14 protein-coding genes are annotated in these 21,651 nt (G+C 29.4%); 12 read left to right on the plus strand and 2 right to left on the minus strand.

From position 1 onward, the window contains the following. Positions 1–4: 4 nt before the first annotated feature. The 5 genes from ACLVEP_RS07960 to ACLVEP_RS07980 all read left to right on the plus strand — a co-directional run bounded on the left by ACLVEP_RS07960 (position 5) and on the right by ACLVEP_RS07980 (position 4,980). A complete protein-coding gene (locus ACLVEP_RS07960; protein WP_412584026.1) occupies positions 5–1,210 on the plus strand; it encodes a hypothetical protein in 1,206 nt (401 codons plus the stop codon). Next, positions 1,197–2,102, plus strand: a complete 906-nt coding sequence (locus ACLVEP_RS07965; protein WP_412297115.1) for an alpha/beta hydrolase — start codon at positions 1,197–1,199, stop codon at positions 2,100–2,102. The genes ACLVEP_RS07960 and ACLVEP_RS07965 overlap by 14 nt, the downstream gene beginning before the upstream one ends. An 11-nt stretch (positions 2,103–2,113) precedes the next feature. Continuing rightward, the gene (locus ACLVEP_RS07970) at positions 2,114–3,562 is read left to right on the plus strand and encodes a glycoside hydrolase family 1 protein (RefSeq protein ID WP_118347830.1); all 1,449 of its coding nucleotides are present in this window, start codon (positions 2,114–2,116) and stop codon (positions 3,560–3,562) included. Between the two features lie 36 nt (positions 3,563–3,598). Further along, on the plus strand, positions 3,599–4,609 hold the full coding sequence (locus tag ACLVEP_RS07975; protein WP_412584029.1) for a threonine aldolase family protein: 1,011 nt from the start codon (positions 3,599–3,601) through the stop codon (positions 4,607–4,609). Positions 4,610–4,704: 95 nt separating this feature from the next. Beyond that, a complete protein-coding gene (locus ACLVEP_RS07980) occupies positions 4,705–4,980 on the plus strand; it encodes an HU family DNA-binding protein (protein ID WP_022001382.1) in 276 nt (91 codons plus the stop codon). Positions 4,981–5,140: 160 nt separating this feature from the next. Here the strand turns inward: ACLVEP_RS07980 and ACLVEP_RS07985 are convergent, their stop codons facing one another. After that, complete coding sequence (locus ACLVEP_RS07985; protein WP_412584032.1) at positions 5,141–5,776, minus strand: DUF4230 domain-containing protein; 636 nt, start codon at positions 5,774–5,776, stop codon at positions 5,141–5,143. Between the two features lie 114 nt (positions 5,777–5,890). Then, on the minus strand, positions 5,891–6,463 hold the full coding sequence (gene pduL / locus ACLVEP_RS07990) for a phosphate propanoyltransferase (protein ID WP_022001384.1): 573 nt from the start codon (positions 6,461–6,463) through the stop codon (positions 5,891–5,893). Between the two features lie 270 nt (positions 6,464–6,733). Between pduL and gltB the strand changes: the two genes are divergently transcribed. The 7 genes from gltB (at position 6,734) to ACLVEP_RS08025 (ending at position 21,392) form a co-directional block, all read left to right on the plus strand. Further along, entirely contained in the window at positions 6,734–11,239 is a 4,506-nt protein-coding gene (gene gltB / locus ACLVEP_RS07995) for a glutamate synthase large subunit (protein WP_412584035.1), read from the plus strand. Positions 11,240–11,242: 3 nt separating this feature from the next. Next, the gene (locus tag ACLVEP_RS08000; RefSeq protein ID WP_412584038.1) at positions 11,243–12,715 is read left to right on the plus strand and encodes a glutamate synthase subunit beta; all 1,473 of its coding nucleotides are present in this window, start codon (positions 11,243–11,245) and stop codon (positions 12,713–12,715) included. A 119-nt stretch (positions 12,716–12,834) separates the two neighbouring features. Continuing rightward, positions 12,835–13,767 carry an AAA family ATPase gene (locus tag ACLVEP_RS08005; RefSeq protein ID WP_412584040.1) on the plus strand — a complete coding sequence of 311 codons (933 nt, stop codon included), beginning with the start codon at positions 12,835–12,837 and terminating at the stop codon, positions 13,765–13,767. Further along, positions 13,764–14,768: a DUF58 domain-containing protein gene (locus ACLVEP_RS08010; protein ID WP_412584042.1), complete on the plus strand. Its 1,005-nt coding sequence runs from the start codon at positions 13,764–13,766 to the stop codon at positions 14,766–14,768. The genes ACLVEP_RS08005 and ACLVEP_RS08010 overlap by 4 nt, the downstream gene beginning before the upstream one ends. Beyond that, positions 14,761–17,139 (plus strand): transglutaminase-like domain-containing protein, encoded by a 2,379-nt coding sequence (locus ACLVEP_RS08015; RefSeq protein ID WP_412584044.1) that lies wholly within the window; start codon positions 14,761–14,763, stop codon positions 17,137–17,139. Before ACLVEP_RS08010 ends, ACLVEP_RS08015 begins: the two co-directional genes overlap by 8 nt. A 117-nt stretch (positions 17,140–17,256) precedes the next feature. Continuing rightward, entirely contained in the window at positions 17,257–18,690 is a 1,434-nt protein-coding gene (locus ACLVEP_RS08020) for a 6-phospho-beta-glucosidase (RefSeq protein WP_317999529.1), read from the plus strand. A gap of 191 nt (positions 18,691–18,881) precedes the next feature. Beyond that, a complete protein-coding gene (locus ACLVEP_RS08025) occupies positions 18,882–21,392 on the plus strand; it encodes a family 16 glycosylhydrolase (protein WP_412584046.1) in 2,511 nt (836 codons plus the stop codon). Positions 21,393–21,651: the final 259 nt, after the last annotated feature.

The raw sequence follows: 21,651 nt of genomic DNA on the forward strand, positions 1-21,651 counted from the left end.
AATAATGGCAAGAAAATGTATTGAGAAATATTTAGAAACACATAAAAGCACATATATAGGGAAATATAGATGTCATAGTGCAGTAAAGACAAAAAAATTTGAACATAAGTTTCATTACTATATTTTAGATATTCAATTTAAAGCAATTGATGTATTTGTAACGATTGATTATTCTGGAGACGAGATAGTTCCAACATTTTCAGTTAATCTTCATGAACAAGAACAAGAATATATTATTAAAGATGCTTTAAATAAAATACTTTATTTCAATCAATTTAATACGATCTTACATTGTCATGTTTTTGAACATTTTATAGAAACACATCCTGTGGAAACAGTTTTAGAACCATTAGATTATCGAAATATCTTGGATTATTTAGAGTATCATTCAGGAACAAATCAAGAAACTGTTGATGAATTTTATACATTCTTTGATCCTTATTTAGATAGATTGCTATACAATAAAAACTATAAAAAATTTATGGATTCAATTGCATTGCTACTAGATAAGATTCTATATGAATATGAATGGGATGGAGTTAATGCTAAGTATCTAGATACAGAATATCAATTTCATTTAAATTACTTTAAAGAAACAATAAAAAAGATGACAAATCATATAGATGGTTTCTTTAAATCAACAAAAGATGAACTATTAGAAATTTTTGAGCGTTTATGTCAAATGCCAAGATTTACACTTTCGATTATAAAAGAATTTGGAAATTTCATTTTATTAAATAATGAAGTTGCCGAAAGATTATTCAATCATTTTGAAAGATTAAATCCGGATAAACTAGATAATAATATTGTTACTTTATATCTAAAATCACTTTATCAAAATAATCATGAACAATATATCGATGCATGTGAAGATATTCTACGTTTTGTAATGAATGATGTGTTGACTTTTGCTAATCATGATTTACAAAAAGAAATAGGAAATAGAATTTTAGAAATAGAAGGATATGATTTACTTATCGATTTATTTTCAAAAGATTATAATACATTCTTATTTGTATGTTTTCCAATTTCAACATTTCCACCAGAATATAAAGAAATTATGCGTTTGGAATTAGAAAAAGCAATTCGTTTCTATGCAGCAAGGATGAATCATGATGAATATCGTCTTACTTCATTTGAACAGGTAGCTAATATTAATAGATTATTAATGGAAGAATATAAGGAGGAATATTCAGATGGTAAAGAATAATAAAACAGCAATTAAAGGATTATTAGTTTTAGGAGGTGTTTCTACTGCAGCAGCATCTGTTTACACATTATCCAAAAAATATGCAAAAAAATTATTATACAGACATCATAAACAAGAAGATAGACCAAGTATTTTAGAAACAAAATTCAATAGTCAAAATATTTATATAAAAAATGATCAAGATATTCAATTAAGAGGAATTTTGATTCCTAAAGAAAACCCTCAAATGACAGTTTTAATTTTACATCCATTTGGTTTACAAGCAAAAGATATGCAATTATATGTTCCATATTTTGAAGACCATTTGCCAGAAGCACAAATCTTATTAATAGATGCTTGTGCACATGGACAAAGTGATGGTTATATTAGAGGATTTGGAATCAAGGATGTCAATGATTTAGTATGTTGGAATAAGTACCTATTAGAAACTTATGGGAAAGATCATAAAATATTAATGTATGGTAAAGAACAAGGAGCAAATACAATTTTAAATGCTTCAGGTAGACATGTTTTAAAAAATGTTGAAGCTATTATTTCAGATGGGGCTTATACGTCAGCATATGATATTATTGGATATCGTTTAGAAGCAGATTATAAGATTTCAAAATATCCAGCAATTTCAATTATTGCACGTCATATAAAAAAAGCTGTGCATATTGATTTAAAAGAAAATACAACAAAATATGTTAGACACAATGATATACCTACATTGTATTTTCATGCAAAAGATGACGATTTTGTACCATTAAAGATGGTTTATCCGCTATATAATAAAAATAGAGGAGAAAAAGTATTGTTTGTCTTAAAAGATGAAAAATACTTATATGAACTTGTTGAAAACGATGACTTTAAACAAACATTAAGTCAGTTTATCAAAAAATATATGAAATAAGGAGAAAGAAAATGTATTTTAAAGAAACAAAAGGCTTTCCTAAAGATTTTCTTTGGGGAAGTGCATCGGCTGCTTACCAAGTAGAAGGTGGATGGGATGCAGATGGTAAAGGTGTTTCCAACTGGGACAAATTTGTAAGAATTCCAGGAAAGACTTTTAAAGCAACAACAGGTGATAAGGCCGTTGATCATTATCATCGTTACAAAGAAGATGTCAAATTGATGGCAGAAATGGGATTGAAAACATATCGTTTTTCAATTGCTTGGACACGTATTTATCCAAATGGAAATGGTGAAGTCAATGAAAAAGGTTTAGAATTTTATGATAATCTTATCAATGAATTATTAAAATATGGAATTGAACCTATGGTTACAGTTTATCACTGGGATATGCCACAAGCTTTAGAAGACCAATATCATGGTTGGGAAAGCAGAAAAATTGTTGATGATTATGTAAATTATGCTACAACATTATTTAAAAGATATGGAGATCGTGTAAAATATTGGATTACAATGAATGAACAAAATATTTTTACAGGACATGGATGGTTAGAAGGAATGCATCCACCAGGAAAAGTAGATGATATGAAAACATTCTATCAAGTCAATCATCATGCCAATATTGCACATGCTAAAAGCGTTATTGCTTTAAAAGAACTTCATCCAGAAGCAAAAGTTGGGGCATCATTTGCTTATAGTCCAAGTTATGCATATGATCGTAAACCTGAAAATGCAATGGCTAAAGCTGATTATGATGATTTACAAAATTATTATTGGATGGACGCTTATGCTTATGGACGTTATCCACGTGCTGCTATTCAATATTTAAAATCATTAGGATGTGCGCCTGTCTTTGAAGAAGGTGATGAAGCATTAATGAAAAAAGCAGCTTCACTTATTGATTTCATGGGTGTGAACTATTATCAAACATGTGTTGTTGAATATAATGATATTAATGGTGTTGGTAGTGATCATACAATGAATAACACTGGTAAAAAAGGAACAGCCAAAGTTCAAGGTGTACCTGGTCTTTATAAGAAACCACAAAATGAATTTTTACCAACAACAGATTGGGATTGGACAATTGATCCAATGGGAATTAGAATGTGTTGTCGTGAAATTACTTCACGTTATGATTTACCAATCGTTATTTCTGAAAATGGATTAGGTGCATTTGATAAATTAGAAGATGGACAAATTCATGATCCATATCGTATTGATTATTTAAAACGTCATATTGAAGAACTAAAAAAAGCTTGTGATGATGGTTGTCGTGTTCTTGCTTATTGTACATGGTCTTATACTGATTTATTAAGCTGGTTAAACGGATATCAAAAACGTTATGGTTTTGTTTATGTTGATCGTGAAGAAGATGAAAATTCAGGTACTTTAAATAGATACAAAAAAGATTCATATTATTGGTATAAAAAAGTAATTGAAACAAATGGAGAAGAACTATAGGAAACAATGTTTCCTATTTTCTTTAGGGGGTTAATGATGTATAATTTTGCGAGTGATTATTTAGAAGGAGCTCATCCACAAGTGATGGAGGCTTTAAATAAGACAAATTTTATTCAAACAGTAGGATATGGGGAAGATGAATACTGCCAAAAAGCGAAAGATAAAATAAAAGCAATATTAGAAAATGAAAATGTAGATATTCATTTTCTAGTAGGTGGTACACAAACAAATATGATTATGATTTCATCCGCATTAAAAGATTATCAGGCTGTTATTGCTGTAGATAGTGGACATATTAATGTTCATGAAACAGGGGCTGTTGAATTTACAGGTCATAAGATTTTAACAAAGCCACATCAAGATGGAAAAATGATTCCTGAAATGATTGATGAAATTGTAAGTGAACATCCAGATGAACACATGGTTCAACCTAAAATGGTGTATATTTCACAAACAACAGAATATGGGACATACTATACTTTAGAAGAATTAAAAGCTATATATCAATGTTGTCAAAAAAATCATCTTTATTTATTTATAGATGGAGCAAGACTTGGGAGTGCACTTGTATTGAAAGATGCTCCAACATTACAACAAATAGCAAAATATAGTGATGTCTTCTATATTGGTGGAACTAAGATGGGAGCTTTATTTGGTGAATGTTTAGTTATTGTTAACGATGAATTAAAAACTGATATTAGATATCATATTAAACAAAAAGGTGCAATGCTTGCTAAAGGAAGATTATTGGGAGTACAATTTAATGCCCTATTTGAAAATAATCTATATTTAGAAATTGGAAAACATGAAAATGAATGTGCAGATATATTAAGAAATGGTTTTAAAGATAAAGGCTATAAGATGTATATCGAGAGTCCATCTAATCAAATTTTTCCTATTATAGATCATCAAACATTAAATAAAATAAATCAAAAATATATCACAACATATATGTTTAAAGTAGATGAAAATCATACATGTATTCGTTTAGTTACATCATGGGCAACAACTAAAGAAATATGTAAACAATTTATAGAAGAATTATAATTGATAGATACTATCTTATTGTAAATAAGCAGATAACGTAGTAGAATATGACTAGGATTTATTATCCTAAATTTCGAGAAATGGAGATAATAAAAATGAATAAAACTGAATTAGTAGAAGCAATTGCTTCAAGCACTGAATTAACAAAAACTGATGTAGATAAAGTAGTAACTGCTTTAGTTGAAGTTGTTACTGATGCTTTAGCTAAAGGAGATAAAGTTTCTTTAAAAGGCTTTGGTAATTTTGAAGTTCGTACTCGTAGTGAAAGAACTGGTAGAAATCCAAGAACTGGAGAAACAATGACAATTGCTGCAAGTAAAGCACCTGCATTTAAAGCAAGCTCAGCATTAAAAAAAGCTGTTAATAAATAATAATATAATAAAAAATAATGAAATTTAGTTGTTTTAAATTATTAAAGGAATATTGATGCAAAATCGATATTCCTTTTTTAGCGTAAAATGAAGAATATCTTTCATAATCTAGACAATAATATAAAAAAAGGGATGAATTACATCCCTACGATATTAAAATTTATTCATTAGTTTTTGAATCTTCAATTGTTATATTTAATTTATAATGATCTTTAATTTCTGGAATAGCCTGTAAATAAGTTGTAAGTGTTTTGACAGCTTGTGTTTTTGATTTTTCTAAAATACCATTAGAAATAGCTTCTTTTTCATTTTTCTTTTTTTCTTTAGTCGCAAAAGATTTATAATCATTGATACTTATTTGATTAAAAATATTTGATGATTCATCATAAACTTCTATCGAATTCTCATCAATTTCATGACTTAAAATCTTAGCAGCAGGTAAAGAAATATTTAATTGATCAGCATCAATATTAATTTTAGCTTTATTAAGTTCAATTCCTGCTTTAATTGTCCCATCATATGTAATAATAAAACTTTTTTGTGTTAGAGGAATTTTCCAACCATTAAAAGATAATTTATTAGAAAATTTTCCAACCTTACTATAATCATATGAATAAAGAGCAAGTTCATTAATTTCAGTTAATTGATTTTTTATTGTTGTAGAAGTAATCTCATCATTATTACTACCACTTGCATAATGAATTCCCGCAAAAAAGATTGCAACAACTAAAGCAATGATTGCTATAATACCACCAATTGCTTTTTTAGACTTTCCTAGAGTATCTAATATTTTCATTCTATCACCCAAGGAGATTATATCATAATTTGTCGAAGGAACAAATTTAATGTATCTAATAAAAAGTATAAAAAAAGAATGATTTTAGAAAAAAATCTAAAACCATTCTATTTTTTATTTAACGATTTTACCGTAAACTTCTCTACCGCAAGCAGCTGCATTGCTTTCATCAGTATCAATATGCATTGCAGTAGCATATGAAGCGCTTACACGACAAACAACATCACCAAAAATTAAAGAACGTCCGTCTGTATTAATTTCAACTTTAACGATTTCTTTATCTTTTACACCAAATTTTTCAGCATCTTCAGGTGTTAAGTGAATATGTCTTTTAGCAGCGATAACACCGCAAGGAATTTCTACTTCTCCTGCAGGACCAACTAATTTACATCCAGCAGTTCCTTCAATATCTCCTGATTCTCTAATTAATGCTTGAACACCAATGCTTCTAGCATCAGTTAAAGAAATTTCAACTTGAGTTTCTTTTCTTGTAGGTCCTAAAACAGACATATTTAATTCTCCTTTAGGTCCGATTACTTTAACTCTTTCAACACAAGCAAATTGACCAGGTTGAGATAAATCTTTTTTATTTGTTAATTGATGACCTTCACCAAATAAAGTTGCTAAATCTTTATCACTTAAGTGAATATGTCTAGCAGAAGTTTCGACAATAAACATATCTTCCATTTTTTTCTCCTCTTTCCATCTATTAATACTATATTTATTCTACTCTTTTTATCATTTAATGCCAATAAATAAAAAAAAATAAAAAAAATTTTTTCTACATTTTGAAATAAATTTATTAAATTGCTAAAAAAAGATTATCAAAACAGTGATAAAACATTAAAAAATGTATACAATCTAGCTATTTTTTAGGAAAATAACAAAAAAATAGCTAATCTTTACACATATTACTAAATGTGCTATTCTAACTGTACAAAAAAAGGAGGAACCTTTATGAACAAAGAAAATGTAGGTTTATATGATCAGTCATTTGAACATGATAACTGCGGAATAGGGGCCGTTGTTAATATCAAAGGATTAAAAACTTATAAAACAGTAGATGATGCTTTAAAAATTGTTGAACAATTAGAACATCGTGCTGGAAAGGATGCAGCAGGGGAAACTGGAGATGGTGTAGGAATCTTAACACAAATACCAGATGAATATTTTCAAAAGGTAATTAAAGATTTTGTACTTCCTCAAAAAGGGCATTATGGAGTTGGAATGTTCTTTATGCCTCAAGATGAAAAAGTACGTTTACGTGTCAAAAAAATGTTTGAAACAGTTGTTAAAAAAGAGGGATTAGACTTTTTAGGTTGGCGTGTCGTACCAACTGTACCTAGTGTTTTAGGGAAAAAAGCATTAGATGCAATGCCTTATATTGTCCAAGCATTTATTAAAAAACCACATGGTGTAGATTGTGGTTTAGATTTTGATAGAAAATTATATCAAGTGAGAAGAATTTTTGAACAAAGTCAATTTGAAGATACTTATGTATGTTCACTTTCAAGTCGTACCATTGTTTATAAAGGAATGTTCTTAGTACAACAACTTCGATTATTCTTTAAAGATTTACAAGATAAAAGTTATAAAAGTGCCATTGCTTTAGTTCATTCACGTTTCTCAACAAATACAATGCCATCATGGAAAAGAGCCCATCCTAATAGATTTATTGTTCACAATGGTGAAATCAATACAATTAAAGGAAACGCTAATAACATGTTATGTCGAGAAGAAAACATGCAAACAGATGTTGTGGATACTTCAAAAGTATATCCAGTTGTTGATGTCAATGGTTCAGATTCAGCAATGTTAGATAATACATTAGAATTCTTAGTAATGTCAGGTATGGAACTTCCAAGAGCTGTCATGATGTGTATTCCAGAACCTTATGAAAATGATAAAAGTATGTCACAAGCAAAAAAAGATTTCTATGAATATAATGCTACACTTATGGAACCATGGGATGGACCAGCTTCTATCTTATTTAGTGATGGAGACATCATGGGGGCTATTTTAGATAGAAATGGTTTAAGACCATCACGTTATTATATTACAAAAGATCATTATTTAGTATTATCTTCAGAAGTAGGTTCATTAGATATCCCAGCTAAAGATATTATTTTAAAAGAAAGACTAAGACCTGGAAAAATGTTATTAGTTGATACTGTTAAAGGTGAACTTATTGAAGATGATGTTTTAAAAGAAACTTATGCAACAAAACAACCTTATGGGGAATGGTTGGAAAGTAATTTAATTAATTTAAAAGATATGAGAATTCCTAGTATTAGAGTAGAAAGATACGAAGGAGAAGAATTAACTAAATTACAAAAAATACATGGTTATAGTTATGAAGATACAAACTATATTAAAAACTTAGCTTTAACTGGTAATGAAAATATTGTAGCAATGGGAAATGATACACCAATTGCAGCTTTATCGACAAAACATCCACCATTATTTAATTACTTTAAACAATTATTTGCACAAGTAACCAATCCACCAATCGATGCTATTCGTGAAGAAATCATTACTTCAACAAGTATTTGTATTGGTCGAGATGGAAATATGTTGGAAGATAAACCAGAAAACTGTCATTTATTAAAAATCAATCATCCTATTTTAAGTAATACAGATATTTTAAAAATCAAAAACTTGAAAAAAGAAGGCTTTAAAGTAGGTGAAGTTAATATTACATATATTAAAAATACTTCATTAGAAAAAGCAATTGATCGTGTTTTTGTAGAAGTAGATAAACGTTATCATGAAGGATGCAATATTGTTATTTTATCGGATAGAGCAGTAGATGATAACCATTTACCAATTCCTTCATTATTGGCTGTTGGAGCTGTTAACTCTTATTTAGTAAGAACTAAAAAACGTAACAGTTTAGCTTTAATTCTTGAATCAGCTGAACCAAGAGAAGTACATCATTATGCGACATTACTTGGATATGGTGTTTCAGCTATCAATGGTTATTTAGCACAAGATACAATCTTTGATTTAATTGATCAAGGCTTATTAGATAAAGATTACTATGCAGCCGTTGATGATTATAATAGTGGTATTTTACATGGTATTGTTAAAATTGCTTCTAAAATGGGAATTAGTACAATTCAATCTTATCGAGGATCACAAAACTTTGAAGCAATTGGTTTATCAAGTGATTTAGTGAATAAATACTTCCCTAAAACAGTAAGTCGTATTGAAGGAAAAACAATCAAAGATATTGAAAAAGATGTCGAATATAGACATGACCAAGTTTATGATCCACTTGGATTAGATGTAGACATCTCATTAAACAGTGCTGGTGATCATAAAGAAAGATCAGGAAAAGAAGAACATTTATATAATCCAGCAACAATTCATAAATTACAACAAGCAACACGTTTAGGTGATTATCAATTATTTAAAGAATATTCAAAAATGATTGATGAAGAAGGCGCACATTTAAACTTAAGAGGTTTAATGCAATTTAAAAAGACAAAATCAATTCCAATTGAAGAAGTTGAACCTGTTGAATCAATTGTTAGAAGATTTAAAACAGGTGCGATGTCTTATGGATCAATTTCAAAAGAAGCACATGAAACGATGGCTATTGCAATGAATAGATTACATGGTAAATCAAACAGTGGTGAAGGTGGAGAAGATCCAGAAAGATTTGAAACACTCCCTAATGGTGATAGTAAATGTTCAGCTATTAAACAAGTTGCTTCAGGACGTTTTGGAGTAACAAGTGAATACTTATGCAGTGCCAATGAAATTCAAATTAAAATGGCACAAGGAGCAAAACCAGGAGAAGGTGGACACTTACCAGGTGGTAAAGTTTATCCATGGGTTGCTAAAACTAGACACTCTACACCAGGGGTTAGCTTAATTTCACCACCACCACATCATGATATTTATTCAATTGAAGACTTAGCACAATTGATTTATGACTTAAAGAACGCTAATAAAGAAGCACGTATTTCAGTTAAACTTGTATCAGAAGCTGGTGTTGGAACAGTTGCTGCCGGTGTTGCTAAAGCAGGTGCTGGTGTTATCCTTATTTCAGGATATGATGGAGGAACAGGGGCTGCTCCTAAAAACTCAGTTTATAATGCAGGACTTCCTTGGGAATTAGGTTTAGCAGAAGCACATCAAACATTGATCATGAATGATTTAAGAAGCCGTGTTGTTATTGAAACAGATGGTAAACTCATGACAGGTAGAGATCTCGCAATTGCTACTTTACTTGGAGCAGAAGAATTTGGTTTTGCGACAGCACCACTTGTAACAATGGGATGTGTTATGATGAGAGTATGTAACTTAGATACATGTCCAGTAGGGGTTGCTACACAAAATCCTATTTTAAGAAAACGTTTTAAAGGTAAACCTGAATATGTTGAAAACTTTATGCGTTTCATTGCTCAAGAATTAAGAGAATATATGGCTCAACTTGGATTCAAAACTGTTGATGAAATGGTTGGTCGTAGTGATTTATTAGAAGCAAGAGATGATATTGAAAATATTGATTTATCAAAAATCTTAAATAATCCATTTACTTCTAGTAAACATAGTCATCATGAAAAGAATAATGAATATGATTTCAAATTAAATGAAGTCAAAGATACAACAGTACTTTATAAACAATTTAAAGAAGCTTTAGATAAACATCAAGGTAAAGAAATTGATGTCCATGTTACAAATATCGATCGTTCATTTGGAACACTCTTTGGATCAGAAATTACGAAGAAATATGGAACATCATTAGAAGAAGATACTTTCAAAGTTAACTGCTATGGAGCAGGTGGTCAATCATTTGGTGCTTTCATTCCTCAAGGTTTAACATTACATCTTTATGGAGATAGTAATGACTACTTTGGAAAAGGTTTATCAGGTGGTAAATTAATTGTTGTACCACCAAAAGATTCAACAATTAAACCAGAAGATAACATCATTATTGGTAACGTTGCTTTATATGGAGCAACATCTGGTGAAGTTTATATCAACGGAGTTGCTGGTGAACGATTTGCCGTACGTAACTCAGGAGCACATGCCGTTGTTGAAGGTATTGGAGATCATGGTCTTGAATATATGACAGGTGGTATGGTTGTTGTTTTAGGAAAAACAGGACGTAACTTTGCTGCTGGTATGTCTGGAGGTATTGCTTATGTCTATGATCCAGATAATACATTCTATGAGCATGTCAATAAAGAACTCGTAGAATATAAAAATGTGAAATCACGTTATGATGAAGATCAATTAAAAGAAATGATTCAAAAACATTATCAATATACAAATTCAAATGTTGCGAAAAAGATTTTAGATGACTTTGGAAATGAAGTTGCACACTTCAAAAAAGTTGTTCCTCATGATTATAAACGTATGATGTCACTTATTAGTTCATTTGAACAACAAGGACTTACAAATGAACAAGCAAAAGTAGAAGCATTCAATGCTTTTAAGAAAGGAATGTAGATTATGGGAAAGCCAACAGGATTTTTAGAAATAGAAAGACAAGTATCAACAGAAGTTGAACCATTAAAACGTATTAAGAACTTTAATGAATTTCATAAACCATTATCTCGTGATGAACAATCATGCCAAGGAGCTCGATGCATGGATTGTGGAGTTCCTTTCTGTCAAAATGGAAAAATGATTCAAGGAATGGTATCAGGTTGTCCACTTAACAACTTGATACCTGAATGGAATGATTTAATTTTCCATAAAAATTATAAAGCCGCTTTAAAAAGACTTTTAAAAACAAATAATTTTCCAGAATTCACTTCAAGAGTATGCCCTGCTTTATGTGAAGCAGCTTGTACTTGTGGATTAAATGGAAATCCCGTTACTGTAAGAGAAAATGAAAATGCCATCATTGAAACAGCATATGCATCTAATTGGATGCAACCACAACCACCTAAACATCGTATTGATAAAAAAATTGCAGTCATTGGTTCAGGGCCTTCAGGACTTGCTGCAGCTGATCAATTGAATAAAAGAGGATATCAAGTGACAGTCTTTGAAAGAGAAGACCGTTTAGGAGGACTATTAATGTATGGTATTCCTAATATGAAACTTGAAAAACATATTATTGATCGCCGTATTGAATTAATGGAAGAAGAAGGTGTTGTCTTTAAAACAAATGCAGGTATTGAAAATAAAAAACAAGTTCAACAATTATATAAAGAATTTGATCGTGTTATTCTTGCTTGTGGTAGTAAAAAGGCTAGAGATATTAAAGCACCAGGTAGGGATGCCAAAGGTATTTACTTTGCAGTTGATTATTTAACTGGCATTACTAAATCATTACTTAATAGTCAATTAGAAGATAAAACTTTTGTTGAAACAAAAGGTAAAAATGTACTTGTTATTGGTGGTGGAGATACTGGTAATGACTGTGTTGGTTCAGCTATTCGTTTAGGATGTAAATCAGTTATTCAATTAGAAATGATGCCAGAACCACCTCATGAACGTTTGGATTCAAATCCATGGCCTGAATGGCCACGTGTGAAAAAGACAGACTATGGACAAAATGAATCTATTGCTGTCTTTGGACATGATCCTCGTCTTTATCAAACAACTGTTAAAGAGTTTATTAAAGATGATAAAGGAAATGTAAAACAAGTTGTTATTGTTTCACTTGAATCAAAACAAGTAGAAGGTCGCAGACAAATGGTTCCTGTTAAAGGAAGCGAAAAAACATTAGATGCAGATATTGTTTTAATTGCTGCAGGATTTGTAGGTTGCGAAGATTATGTTGCTAAAGCTTTTGATGTAAAACTTACACCAAGAGGAAATGTAGCAGATGAAAATTACCAAACAAATCAAAAACAATTGTATGTTGCAGGGGATATGCGTAGAGGTCAATCTTTAGTTGTTTGGGCAATTAGAGAAGGACGTGAAGTTGCACGTGCAGTTGATGAAGATTTAATGGGGTATTCTAATTTATAGAATATCAAATATACTCACAATCATTGATAGAAAACCTTGAGATATTCTTGAGGTTTTCTTTTTTTCTAGTGATTTGAAAGAGACTATGATATGATGAAAACAATATGGGAGGAAAAAGAATGAATGAATTAGAATTAGTAATTAACGAGGTCAAAAAGGCAGTCGTTGGAAAAGATGAACATATTAAAAAAATATTGGCTTGTATTTTAGCAAGAGGTCATGTTTTATTAGAAGATATACCTGGTGTTGGGAAAACAAATTTAACTTTAGCACTTTCTAAAGCTTTATCTTTAGATTTTCATCGTATGCAATTTACAAGTGATGTCTTACCAGGAGATGTTACAGGTTTTATTATTTATAATCAAAAAACCAATGATTTTGAATATAAAGAAGGACCTATTATGTGTAATTTATTTTTAGCAGATGAAATAAATAGAACATCTCCTAAAACACAATCCGCTTTATTAGAAGTAATGGAAGAAGGAAGAACAACAGTTGATGGTGTTACTTATCAATTACCACAACCATTTACAGTTCTTGCTACACAAAACCCTTATGGATCAGCAGGAACACAATTATTACCAGATTCACAATTAGATCGTTTTATGGTGAAACTTTCAATGGGGTATCCATCATTAGAAGATGAAATTGAAATTTTAAAAAGAAAAAGTCAAGAAAACCCTTTAGATACCATTCAATCTGTATGTAAACCACAAGATATAATAGAATTACAAAAACAAGTAGATCAAGTTTATGTAGATGATAAGATTTATGATTATATTGTAAGAATTATTCATAAAACACGTGATCATGAATTAATTCAACAAGGGGCTTCTCCACGTACATCTATTTCTTTATTAAAAATGGTGAAAGCAATTGCTTATATGGATCATAGAAATTATGTTATCCCTGATGATATTAAAAAAGTTATTTATGATGTATTGTCACATCGTTTAATTTTAACTTATGATGCAAAAGTTAAAGGTGTTGTTATTCAAGATGTTATTAAAAGTATTTTAAAAGAAGTAAAGGAACCAAAAATAAAAATATGAGAAATGGTAGAGTTAAATACTTTAGTATATTAGGTGTTGTGTTATTTTTATATTTAATGACATCTGTTTATTTTTTACTTATTTGTACATATATTTTACTTATTTTACCAATTCTATCCTTAGTTATTTCTTTACCAGGAATGAGACATGTAGACGTTGAAAAAACACATGAACATTTTATTGCTAAAAGAAATCATTTAGCTTATTTATATTTCAAAAGAGTTCCTTATAAACATTATCCAAGTGCTTTAATTAAGATAGATTATGAATACATCCAAACAATCTGTAACCAAAAAAATAGTTATAAAGTTTATATGGAAGATGAACAAGCAGATATTATTTTACTTAGAAATCATGTAGGTCATTGTGATTTAACGATTACACGTTTTCGTTGTTATGATTTATTAGGATTGTTTTATCATACAACACGTTGTCAAAAGAAATGTAGTATGTATATTGAACCTAATTTGATAGATATAGAACAAGAAGTAAAAAAATTAGAAGTTTTTGTAGAAGAGAGTGAATTATATTCACCTTATCGTTATGGAAATGATTATTCTGAGTTGTATGAAATTAGACAATATCGTCAAGGTGATTCTTTAAAACATATTAATTGGAAATCTACACTTCAAAGACAAGATATTTATGTGAATATAGGAAGTCAACCAATCGTAAAAAATGTTTTAGTTACAATTTTAATAACAGATGATTTTAATGAAAATGATGTAGCTTATGATTATTTTCATTCATTATGTCATAAGATGTTAAATCAAGAAATTAACTTTGACATTATTTTTCAAAATATCACAATGAATCACTATGTTATTTATCCTATTAATTGTTATGACAATTATAAAGATGTTCTCTATAAAATGTTATCATGTAAAATACCAAGTCATCAAAGATATTCTTTAAGTACTTTAAATTATCAATATGGTTGTCTTTATACAGCAACTTCTAAAGGAATAGAAGAAGAACGATTGGGAGGTTATTATGGATAAGTTAAAGAAAATAAAACCTATTTATATAGAAATATTCTCTCTTTTGTTATGTGATTTATGTGCAATCAATATTATCATTGATACTTTATCTTATACTTTAAATCAACGTTTAATTTATACAATAGCTACCTTGGTACTTAGTTTAGTTTTATTTTATATTAGAAAAAATAAAATAAAATACATTGGAACATTTATTAATTTATGTACACTAGGATGTTTATGTTATGTTATATATCAATATGGTATTGCTTTAGATTCAATGAGTAAAAACTTTAATATTATTGATTTTATTATAAGTCTAGATAGTCAACTCGTTTATCTAACGTTATTACTTACAATTTATTATGTTGCTGCTAGTTTTGTAGCGATGATTCTTAAAAAGAATTCACTTTATGGATTAATAAATATATTAATTCTTTTAGGATTACAATATGCTTATACTGATTATAGAAGCACATTCTTTTTTATAACCTTAATCATTATTGTCCTTACATACTATTTACTTACAGGTATTCACTATATTTCATATACTCGATATCATTTAATTCAATTTATTTGTATACTTGTTATTGTTATTTCAATGCTTGTTCCAGCTATTTTACTTCCTTATAGCAGTTATGTAGAAAGACCTATTAAAGAACTTTTTATGAGTCAAGAATCTAAAGAATTTCAAGAAGATTATGAAATTAAAAATGGCTATAGTATAGAAAAATCTCAAGAAATTGATGGTAGTGGAGGTGGAGGAAATCTAGCTGGTGATGAAGGTAAAGAAAGTGATAGTCATAATAATCAAGAAAATAAATCTGGAAAGAGTAAGAAAAAGAGTAATAAAGGAACAACATCAACAATTAAAACGCTCTCTTCAGGTATGTCTGGAGGAGGCAGTGGTGCTGATTCTGATTTAAATTCAGCTGGAGATACAGAGTTAGATAACAAAACAGTAGCTCTAAAGGTTACTTCTAGCTATGGACCAGTTTCTACTTATTTAAGAGATAGTTCCGCTGCATATTATGATCATGGGAAATGGTCAATGTTAACGACAAAAAAATGTCAAAAGATATATAATCAACCAGCTTCCATTAATCTTGTTCAATCTCTAGCGTCACAATATGCTCAAACAGATGTTGTTCTTACAATTGATGAAATATCTGTTTCAAGTCCCTATAAATATTATCCTTATTATAGTTATGATGGAGAATTATTTAAATTGGATAGCTATTCAAAAGGTCAAAGTTCATCAAGACATACGAATGTAAAAATAGGTGTTTCATCTAGTGACTTATTAAATGCTAGAGGGGATTACACAACACCTCAATATGATCAATTTGTAGAAGAAAATTATCTAGGCGTTTTTCAAGATATAAAAAATCAATTATTAAATTTATTAAATCAAGCTGGTTATCATGAAGGAATGACAATCAATGAAAAAGTAACACTTGTTAAAAATCTACTTGCTGATCAATGTGTTTATACATTGCATCCTGGTAATTGTCCAAGTGATCAAGATCCTGTTTTATATTTCTTGTTAGAAAATAAAAAAGGTTATTGTATGCATTTTGCATCGAGTGCAGCTTTGTTATTACGTGCTATAAACGTTCCAGCTCGTTATACAACGGGATTTGTCTTGGATGAAAGTGATTTTAAGGGGAGCAATGTTGCTGCTGTTACTCAAGCAAAAGCACATGCTTGGGTCGAAGTTTATGTAAAAGGTGTTGGTTGGATAATGGTAGAAGCAACTCCAGGATCTAGTGGTGCTTCTGGAAGTGATCCTATGGATAAACCGGCAGCTGGAAAATCAGAAGAAACGAATCAACAAAATATTGAAGAACAAAAATCAAATTCAAATGATCAACAAAGTTCAAATGGTAGTGGATCAAATGAAAAAAAGTCAAACCCAGAAAATAAAGAACAACAAAAAAAGACACAAAGTAGTAATGAAAACAAGCAAACAGAAAAAAAGAAAACACCTAAAAAGAATATAAAGAAAAAAGAAGTTCAAAAACAAAGTGAAGATCATAAAGTATTATTCCTTGTTATTATTTTCCTTCTATTCTTTATTATTGCAACTATGATCCTTATTTTAAGAAGAAAGTATCTTTTAAAACAAAGAGAAAAGTTTTTATCTCAAGAAAATATAAATAAAAAATATATTGCTTATTATGATTATTTAAATGAATTAAAACAACATAATTCAGAAATAGAGAATCATTATCGAGATATTGCTTTAAAAGCAGCTTATTCAAATAGTACAATTTTACAAGAAGAGTTAGATGACATAAGGAATTATGTTGAAGAGTGTTTGATATTGATTCAAGAAAATAACACAGCATTAAAAATTCTTATTTATCAATATATTTATGTTTTATTTTAAAAGTTAGAGAATTATTCTCTAGCTTTTTTTGTAAATATTTATGCAAAGTATAAGAGAATATTTTCTAGTCTAATCGCCTTATGATATAATAATAAAAAAAGAATACGGAGGTAGTATATGGCTTTACAAAAAGATTTTTTATGGGGTGGAGCATTAGCCGCTCACCAATTTGAAGGAGGAGTATTAAATACTTCTAAAGGATATTCTGTTGCTGATGTTATGACAGCAGGTGCACATGGAGTTCCAAGAGAAATTACAGATGGTGTAGTAGAAGGAAAATATTATCCTAACCATGTAGGTATTGATTTTTATGGACATTATAAAGAAGATATTGCAATGTTTGCAGATATGGGATTTAAATGTTTTAGAACATCAATTGCTTGGACTCGTATTTTCCCATTAGGTGATGAAGATAAACCTAATGAAGAAGGATTACAATTCTATGATGATGTTTTTGATGAATTATTAAAATATGGTATTGAACCGGTCATTACATTATCACACTTTGAAATGCCTTATCATTTAGCTAAAGAATATGGTGGTTTTATGAATCGTAAAACAATTGATTTCTTTGTTAAATTTGCTGAAGTATGTTTTAAAAGATATAAAAACAAAGTTAAATATTGGATGACTTTCAATGAAATCAATAACCAAATGAACTTTAAAAATGATATCTTTGGTTGGACAAATAGTGGTGCTCATTTTGGAAACTATGATAATCCAGAAGAAGCAATGTATATCTGTGGACATCATACATTAGTTGCTTCTGCAAAGGCTGTAAAAGTTGGTAAAGAAATTAATCCTGATTTTAAAATTGGAAATATGATTGCCATGGTTCCAATTTATCCATTTAGTTGTCGTCCTGCTGATCAAGTATTAGCTCAACAACAAATGCATGATCGTTTCTTCTTCTGCGATGTACAATGTAGAGGACATTATCCTGCTTATGCTTTAAAAATGTTTGAAAGAAAAGGATTTAATATTGATATTACTGAAGAAGATAAAAAAGCTTTAGCTGAAGGTACTGTTGATTATATTGGATTTAGTTATTATATGACAAATGTTGTAGATTCAACAGTTACAAAAGATGTTTCAAAATCAACAGATGGTTCAAGTGAACATTCTGTTAAAAATCCATATATTAAAGAATCTGATTGGGGATGGGCAATTGATCCAGAAGGTTTAAGATATGCTTTAAATATGTTCTATGAAAGATATGAAAAACCATTATTTATTGTAGAAAATGGTTTTGGAGCAATTGATGTTAAAGAAGAAGATGGTTCATGCCATGATCCATATCGTATAGATTATTTAAGAGCTCATATTGAAGAAATGAAAAAAGCCGTTGAAGAAGATGGTGTAGATTTAATGGGATATACACCATGGGGATGCATTGACTGTGTTTCATTTACTACAGGTGAAATGAAAAAACGTTATGGATTTATCTATGTAGATAGAGATAACGAAGGAAACGGAACACTAGCAAGAAGCAAGAAAGATTCTTATGATTGGTATAAAAAAGTAATTGCTTCTAACGGTGAAGAATTATAATTTAAATTTGTCTAGACAAATTTAATGAAACCCCTTGCATAGACAAGAAAGGTATGTTAGAATACGTGATGTAAATACGGATTGTTACTTTAAGTAGGCAAGACCAAATAACTTACACTTTTTTAGTGTATCTTATTTGGTCTTTATTTTTTGTCTTAATTTGCTTATGTAAGTATAAGAAAGGAGAAAATATGAAAAATAAGAAAATAAGTAAAGTTGTATTATCTGTATTGACATCTATGTCAATGTTGAGTTCTTATTCAGCAATGGTCTTTGCTGAACCAACAAATCAAGGAGCATCACAAGTTGCTCACGAATATGATTTGGTAAAATTAGATCGTAATGGAGATTTAATTGTTAATGGTGGTTTTAATAATAATGGTGCTTCATGGCTTAAAACAGGTACAGGAACAATTGGAAATGATAATGGAAATTATTATGGAAAATTACCATCAAATTCTAATAATGCAGCTGTTTATCAAAATGTAAGTTTTAAGAAAAATACTGATTATGTTGTAAAAGCAAAAGTTAAGATATCGAATGAAAATGGTCAAGTATTTTTAGCTGTAAAAAATAGTAATTTAAGTGCTGGATTAAAAGATAATAATGGAGAAATTATTGAAACAAATATTACATCATCAAAAGAAACTGCTAATAAGTATCAAGATGTAGAGTTTACTTTCAATTCAGGTGATAATGGTTCTGGATCTATTGCTTTTATTAAATGGACTGAAAGAAATGGAAATCAAGATATTATCAATGAAGAAGTATGGATTGATGATGTTTCTGTTAAAGCAGTCAATGAAACTTCAGAAGATGATAATTATGAAATGGTTTGGGCAGATGATTTTAATGAAAATCAATTAGATACATCAAATTGGGATTATGAATTAGGATCTATTAGAGGTGTTGAACAAGAACATTATGTAAATGATCCAGAAAATGTTTATGTAAAAGATGGACAATTAGTATTACAAGTGACAGATCGTGATAAAGAAGATCAATATAAAAATCCTAGAGGAAATAGACAAGTTATTTATAATTCAGGAAGTATTAGAACTCATGGGAAAAAAGAGTTCTTATATGGAAGAATTGAAATGAAAGCTAAACTTCCTAAAGGAAAAGGTGCTTTCCCTGCATTTTGGACATTAGGTTCAGACTTTACGTTAGATGGTAGAATCAGTAGTGAACAAGGAGCTCCATGGCCTGTTTGTGGTGAAATTGATATTATGGAAATGATTGGAGCTGCTGATGGTGATTTAAATGGAAAAAGTAATAGAAAAGTTTATCAAACAGTTCATGCAGGTTCAGCTCAAGATGTAGATCATTCAAGATCAGTTTCTACTTATACATTACCAGAAGGAATTTTTAATGATGATTATCATATTTTTGGGATTAACTGGTCTAAAAATAAATTAGAATTCTATGTAGATAGTACAATTGTTGGTTCTATAGATTATAGTAATAATGAAGAATATAAAAGATGTTTCAATAGACCTCAATATATTCAATTAAATTTAGCAACAGGTGGAAACTGGGCTGGTGATGCTGGAGATAATTTAGCTGGTCAAAAATATGAAGTAGATTATGTTTACTATGGACAAAATGCTCAACAAAAAGCAGATTCAGAAGCTTATTACAAAGACGCTATTAAAATCACAGGTGAACATGATGTAACAATGACAGAAGGGGAAACACCTGATTTATTAGAAGGAGTTACTTCTGATCAAGATAGTATTTTAGATTATTCAATTGATAATGAATATTCATTTAAATCAAAAGGTGGACTTACTTCTGTTGATTTAGTATGTTCAGGTAAAAATGATACAGCAAGATTAAAAAATCTTAAACCTGGAAAATATAACTTATATTACACAGCTAAAAGTAGTACAGATGCTACAAAACCATCAACAAGAAGAGCTGTTATTCTTACAATTGAAGAAAGAACATTTGAAAAAGATTTAGAAAAATCTGGATTAAAATTAAATGGTTTTATTGGTGATACTTTAGATACAATTCAATTACCTAAAGGATGGGTATTTGAAAATCCTCAAGAAATTATTACAGAAGAAACAAATGAAGTAGCTGTTAAATGTGTAGATTTAGATAAAGTACAAACAGCTAAAATCAATGTTCAAGAAAGAGCAAAAATTATTGCTGGTGAAAATGGAAAATATGAATTAAAAGATTCAAAACCATTAAAAATCACAATAAATGTTTCTAAAGAAGATATTTTAAAAGTACTTGTAGATGGTGAAGAATTAGATTCAAAATATTATACAGTAGAAAATATTGCACAATCAATTAATGGTACAGCAGATGTTATTTTAAGTGAAGACTATTTAAAAACATTAAGTAATGGAGAACATACTATTAAAATAACTTCTACATTAGGAGATGTGGAAACATTATTTACAGTAGATAACTCTAAAGATGACGATACAAATCAAAAACCAGGTACTGGAAAAGATGACGATACAAACCAAAAACCAGGTACTGGAAAAGGTGATGATACTAATCAAAAACCAAATACAGATAAAAAAGATGAAGTTAGTGATAAAACAAATAATGTAACTACAAATGTAAAAAATAATACAACTCCAAAAACTGGAGATAGAACACCAATTGAATTATTAACAATTTGTAGTTTAGTTTCATTGATTGTTATTGTTGCTTTAAAAAAGAAAAAAGTAAATGACTAACATATTTCTCCAAAGATAGAAATCGGGTAACCAAATAATTTAGGGGGAAAGCCAAATTATTTAGGGGACAACTTTAGGGGTTTTAAGAAAACCCTGTTGAAAGTTAGGGGGCACTTTAGGGGGCAACCTAAAAATTCATAGAAAATAAGTTTAAAGGAACAATCAAATAGGTTGTTCCTTTAATTTTGTCTAGATACATTTAACGTAAGTGCCAAATAAAATAGTGTATTTAAAAAAGTCGATTGAATTGATACAATGA

The organism is Faecalibacillus sp., assembly GCF_047023275.1.
In the GTDB taxonomy this organism is placed as follows: Bacteria; Bacillota_I; Bacilli_A; order Erysipelotrichales; family Coprobacillaceae; genus Faecalibacillus.

Bases quoted from the DNA above. Each gene is read 5' to 3' on its own strand.
- gltB (WP_412584035.1), top strand. From the start codon at position 6,734: ATGAACAAAGAAAATGTAGGTTTATATGATCAGTCATTTGAACATGAT.
- ACLVEP_RS07980 (WP_022001382.1), top strand. From the start codon at position 4,705: ATGAATAAAACTGAATTAGTAGAAGCAATTGCTTCAAGCACTGAATTA.
- ACLVEP_RS08020 (WP_317999529.1), top strand. From the start codon at position 17,257: ATGGCTTTACAAAAAGATTTTTTATGGGGTGGAGCATTAGCCGCTCAC.
- ACLVEP_RS07970 (WP_118347830.1), top strand. From the start codon at position 2,114: ATGTATTTTAAAGAAACAAAAGGCTTTCCTAAAGATTTTCTTTGGGGA.
- ACLVEP_RS07975 (WP_412584029.1), top strand. From the start codon at position 3,599: ATGTATAATTTTGCGAGTGATTATTTAGAAGGAGCTCATCCACAAGTG.
- ACLVEP_RS08015 (WP_412584044.1), top strand. From the start codon at position 14,761: ATGGATAAGTTAAAGAAAATAAAACCTATTTATATAGAAATATTCTCT.
- ACLVEP_RS07985 (WP_412584032.1), bottom strand. From the start codon at position 5,776: ATGAAAATATTAGATACTCTAGGAAAGTCTAAAAAAGCAATTGGTGGT.
- ACLVEP_RS07965 (WP_412297115.1), top strand. From the start codon at position 1,197: ATGGTAAAGAATAATAAAACAGCAATTAAAGGATTATTAGTTTTAGGA.
- ACLVEP_RS07960 (WP_412584026.1), top strand. From the start codon at position 5: ATGGCAAGAAAATGTATTGAGAAATATTTAGAAACACATAAAAGCACA.
- ACLVEP_RS08000 (WP_412584038.1), top strand. From the start codon at position 11,243: ATGGGAAAGCCAACAGGATTTTTAGAAATAGAAAGACAAGTATCAACA.
- pduL (WP_022001384.1), bottom strand. From the start codon at position 6,463: ATGGAAGATATGTTTATTGTCGAAACTTCTGCTAGACATATTCACTTA.
- ACLVEP_RS08010 (WP_412584042.1), top strand. From the start codon at position 13,764: ATGAGAAATGGTAGAGTTAAATACTTTAGTATATTAGGTGTTGTGTTA.
- ACLVEP_RS08025 (WP_412584046.1), top strand. From the start codon at position 18,882: ATGAAAAATAAGAAAATAAGTAAAGTTGTATTATCTGTATTGACATCT.
- ACLVEP_RS08005 (WP_412584040.1), top strand. From the start codon at position 12,835: ATGAATGAATTAGAATTAGTAATTAACGAGGTCAAAAAGGCAGTCGTT.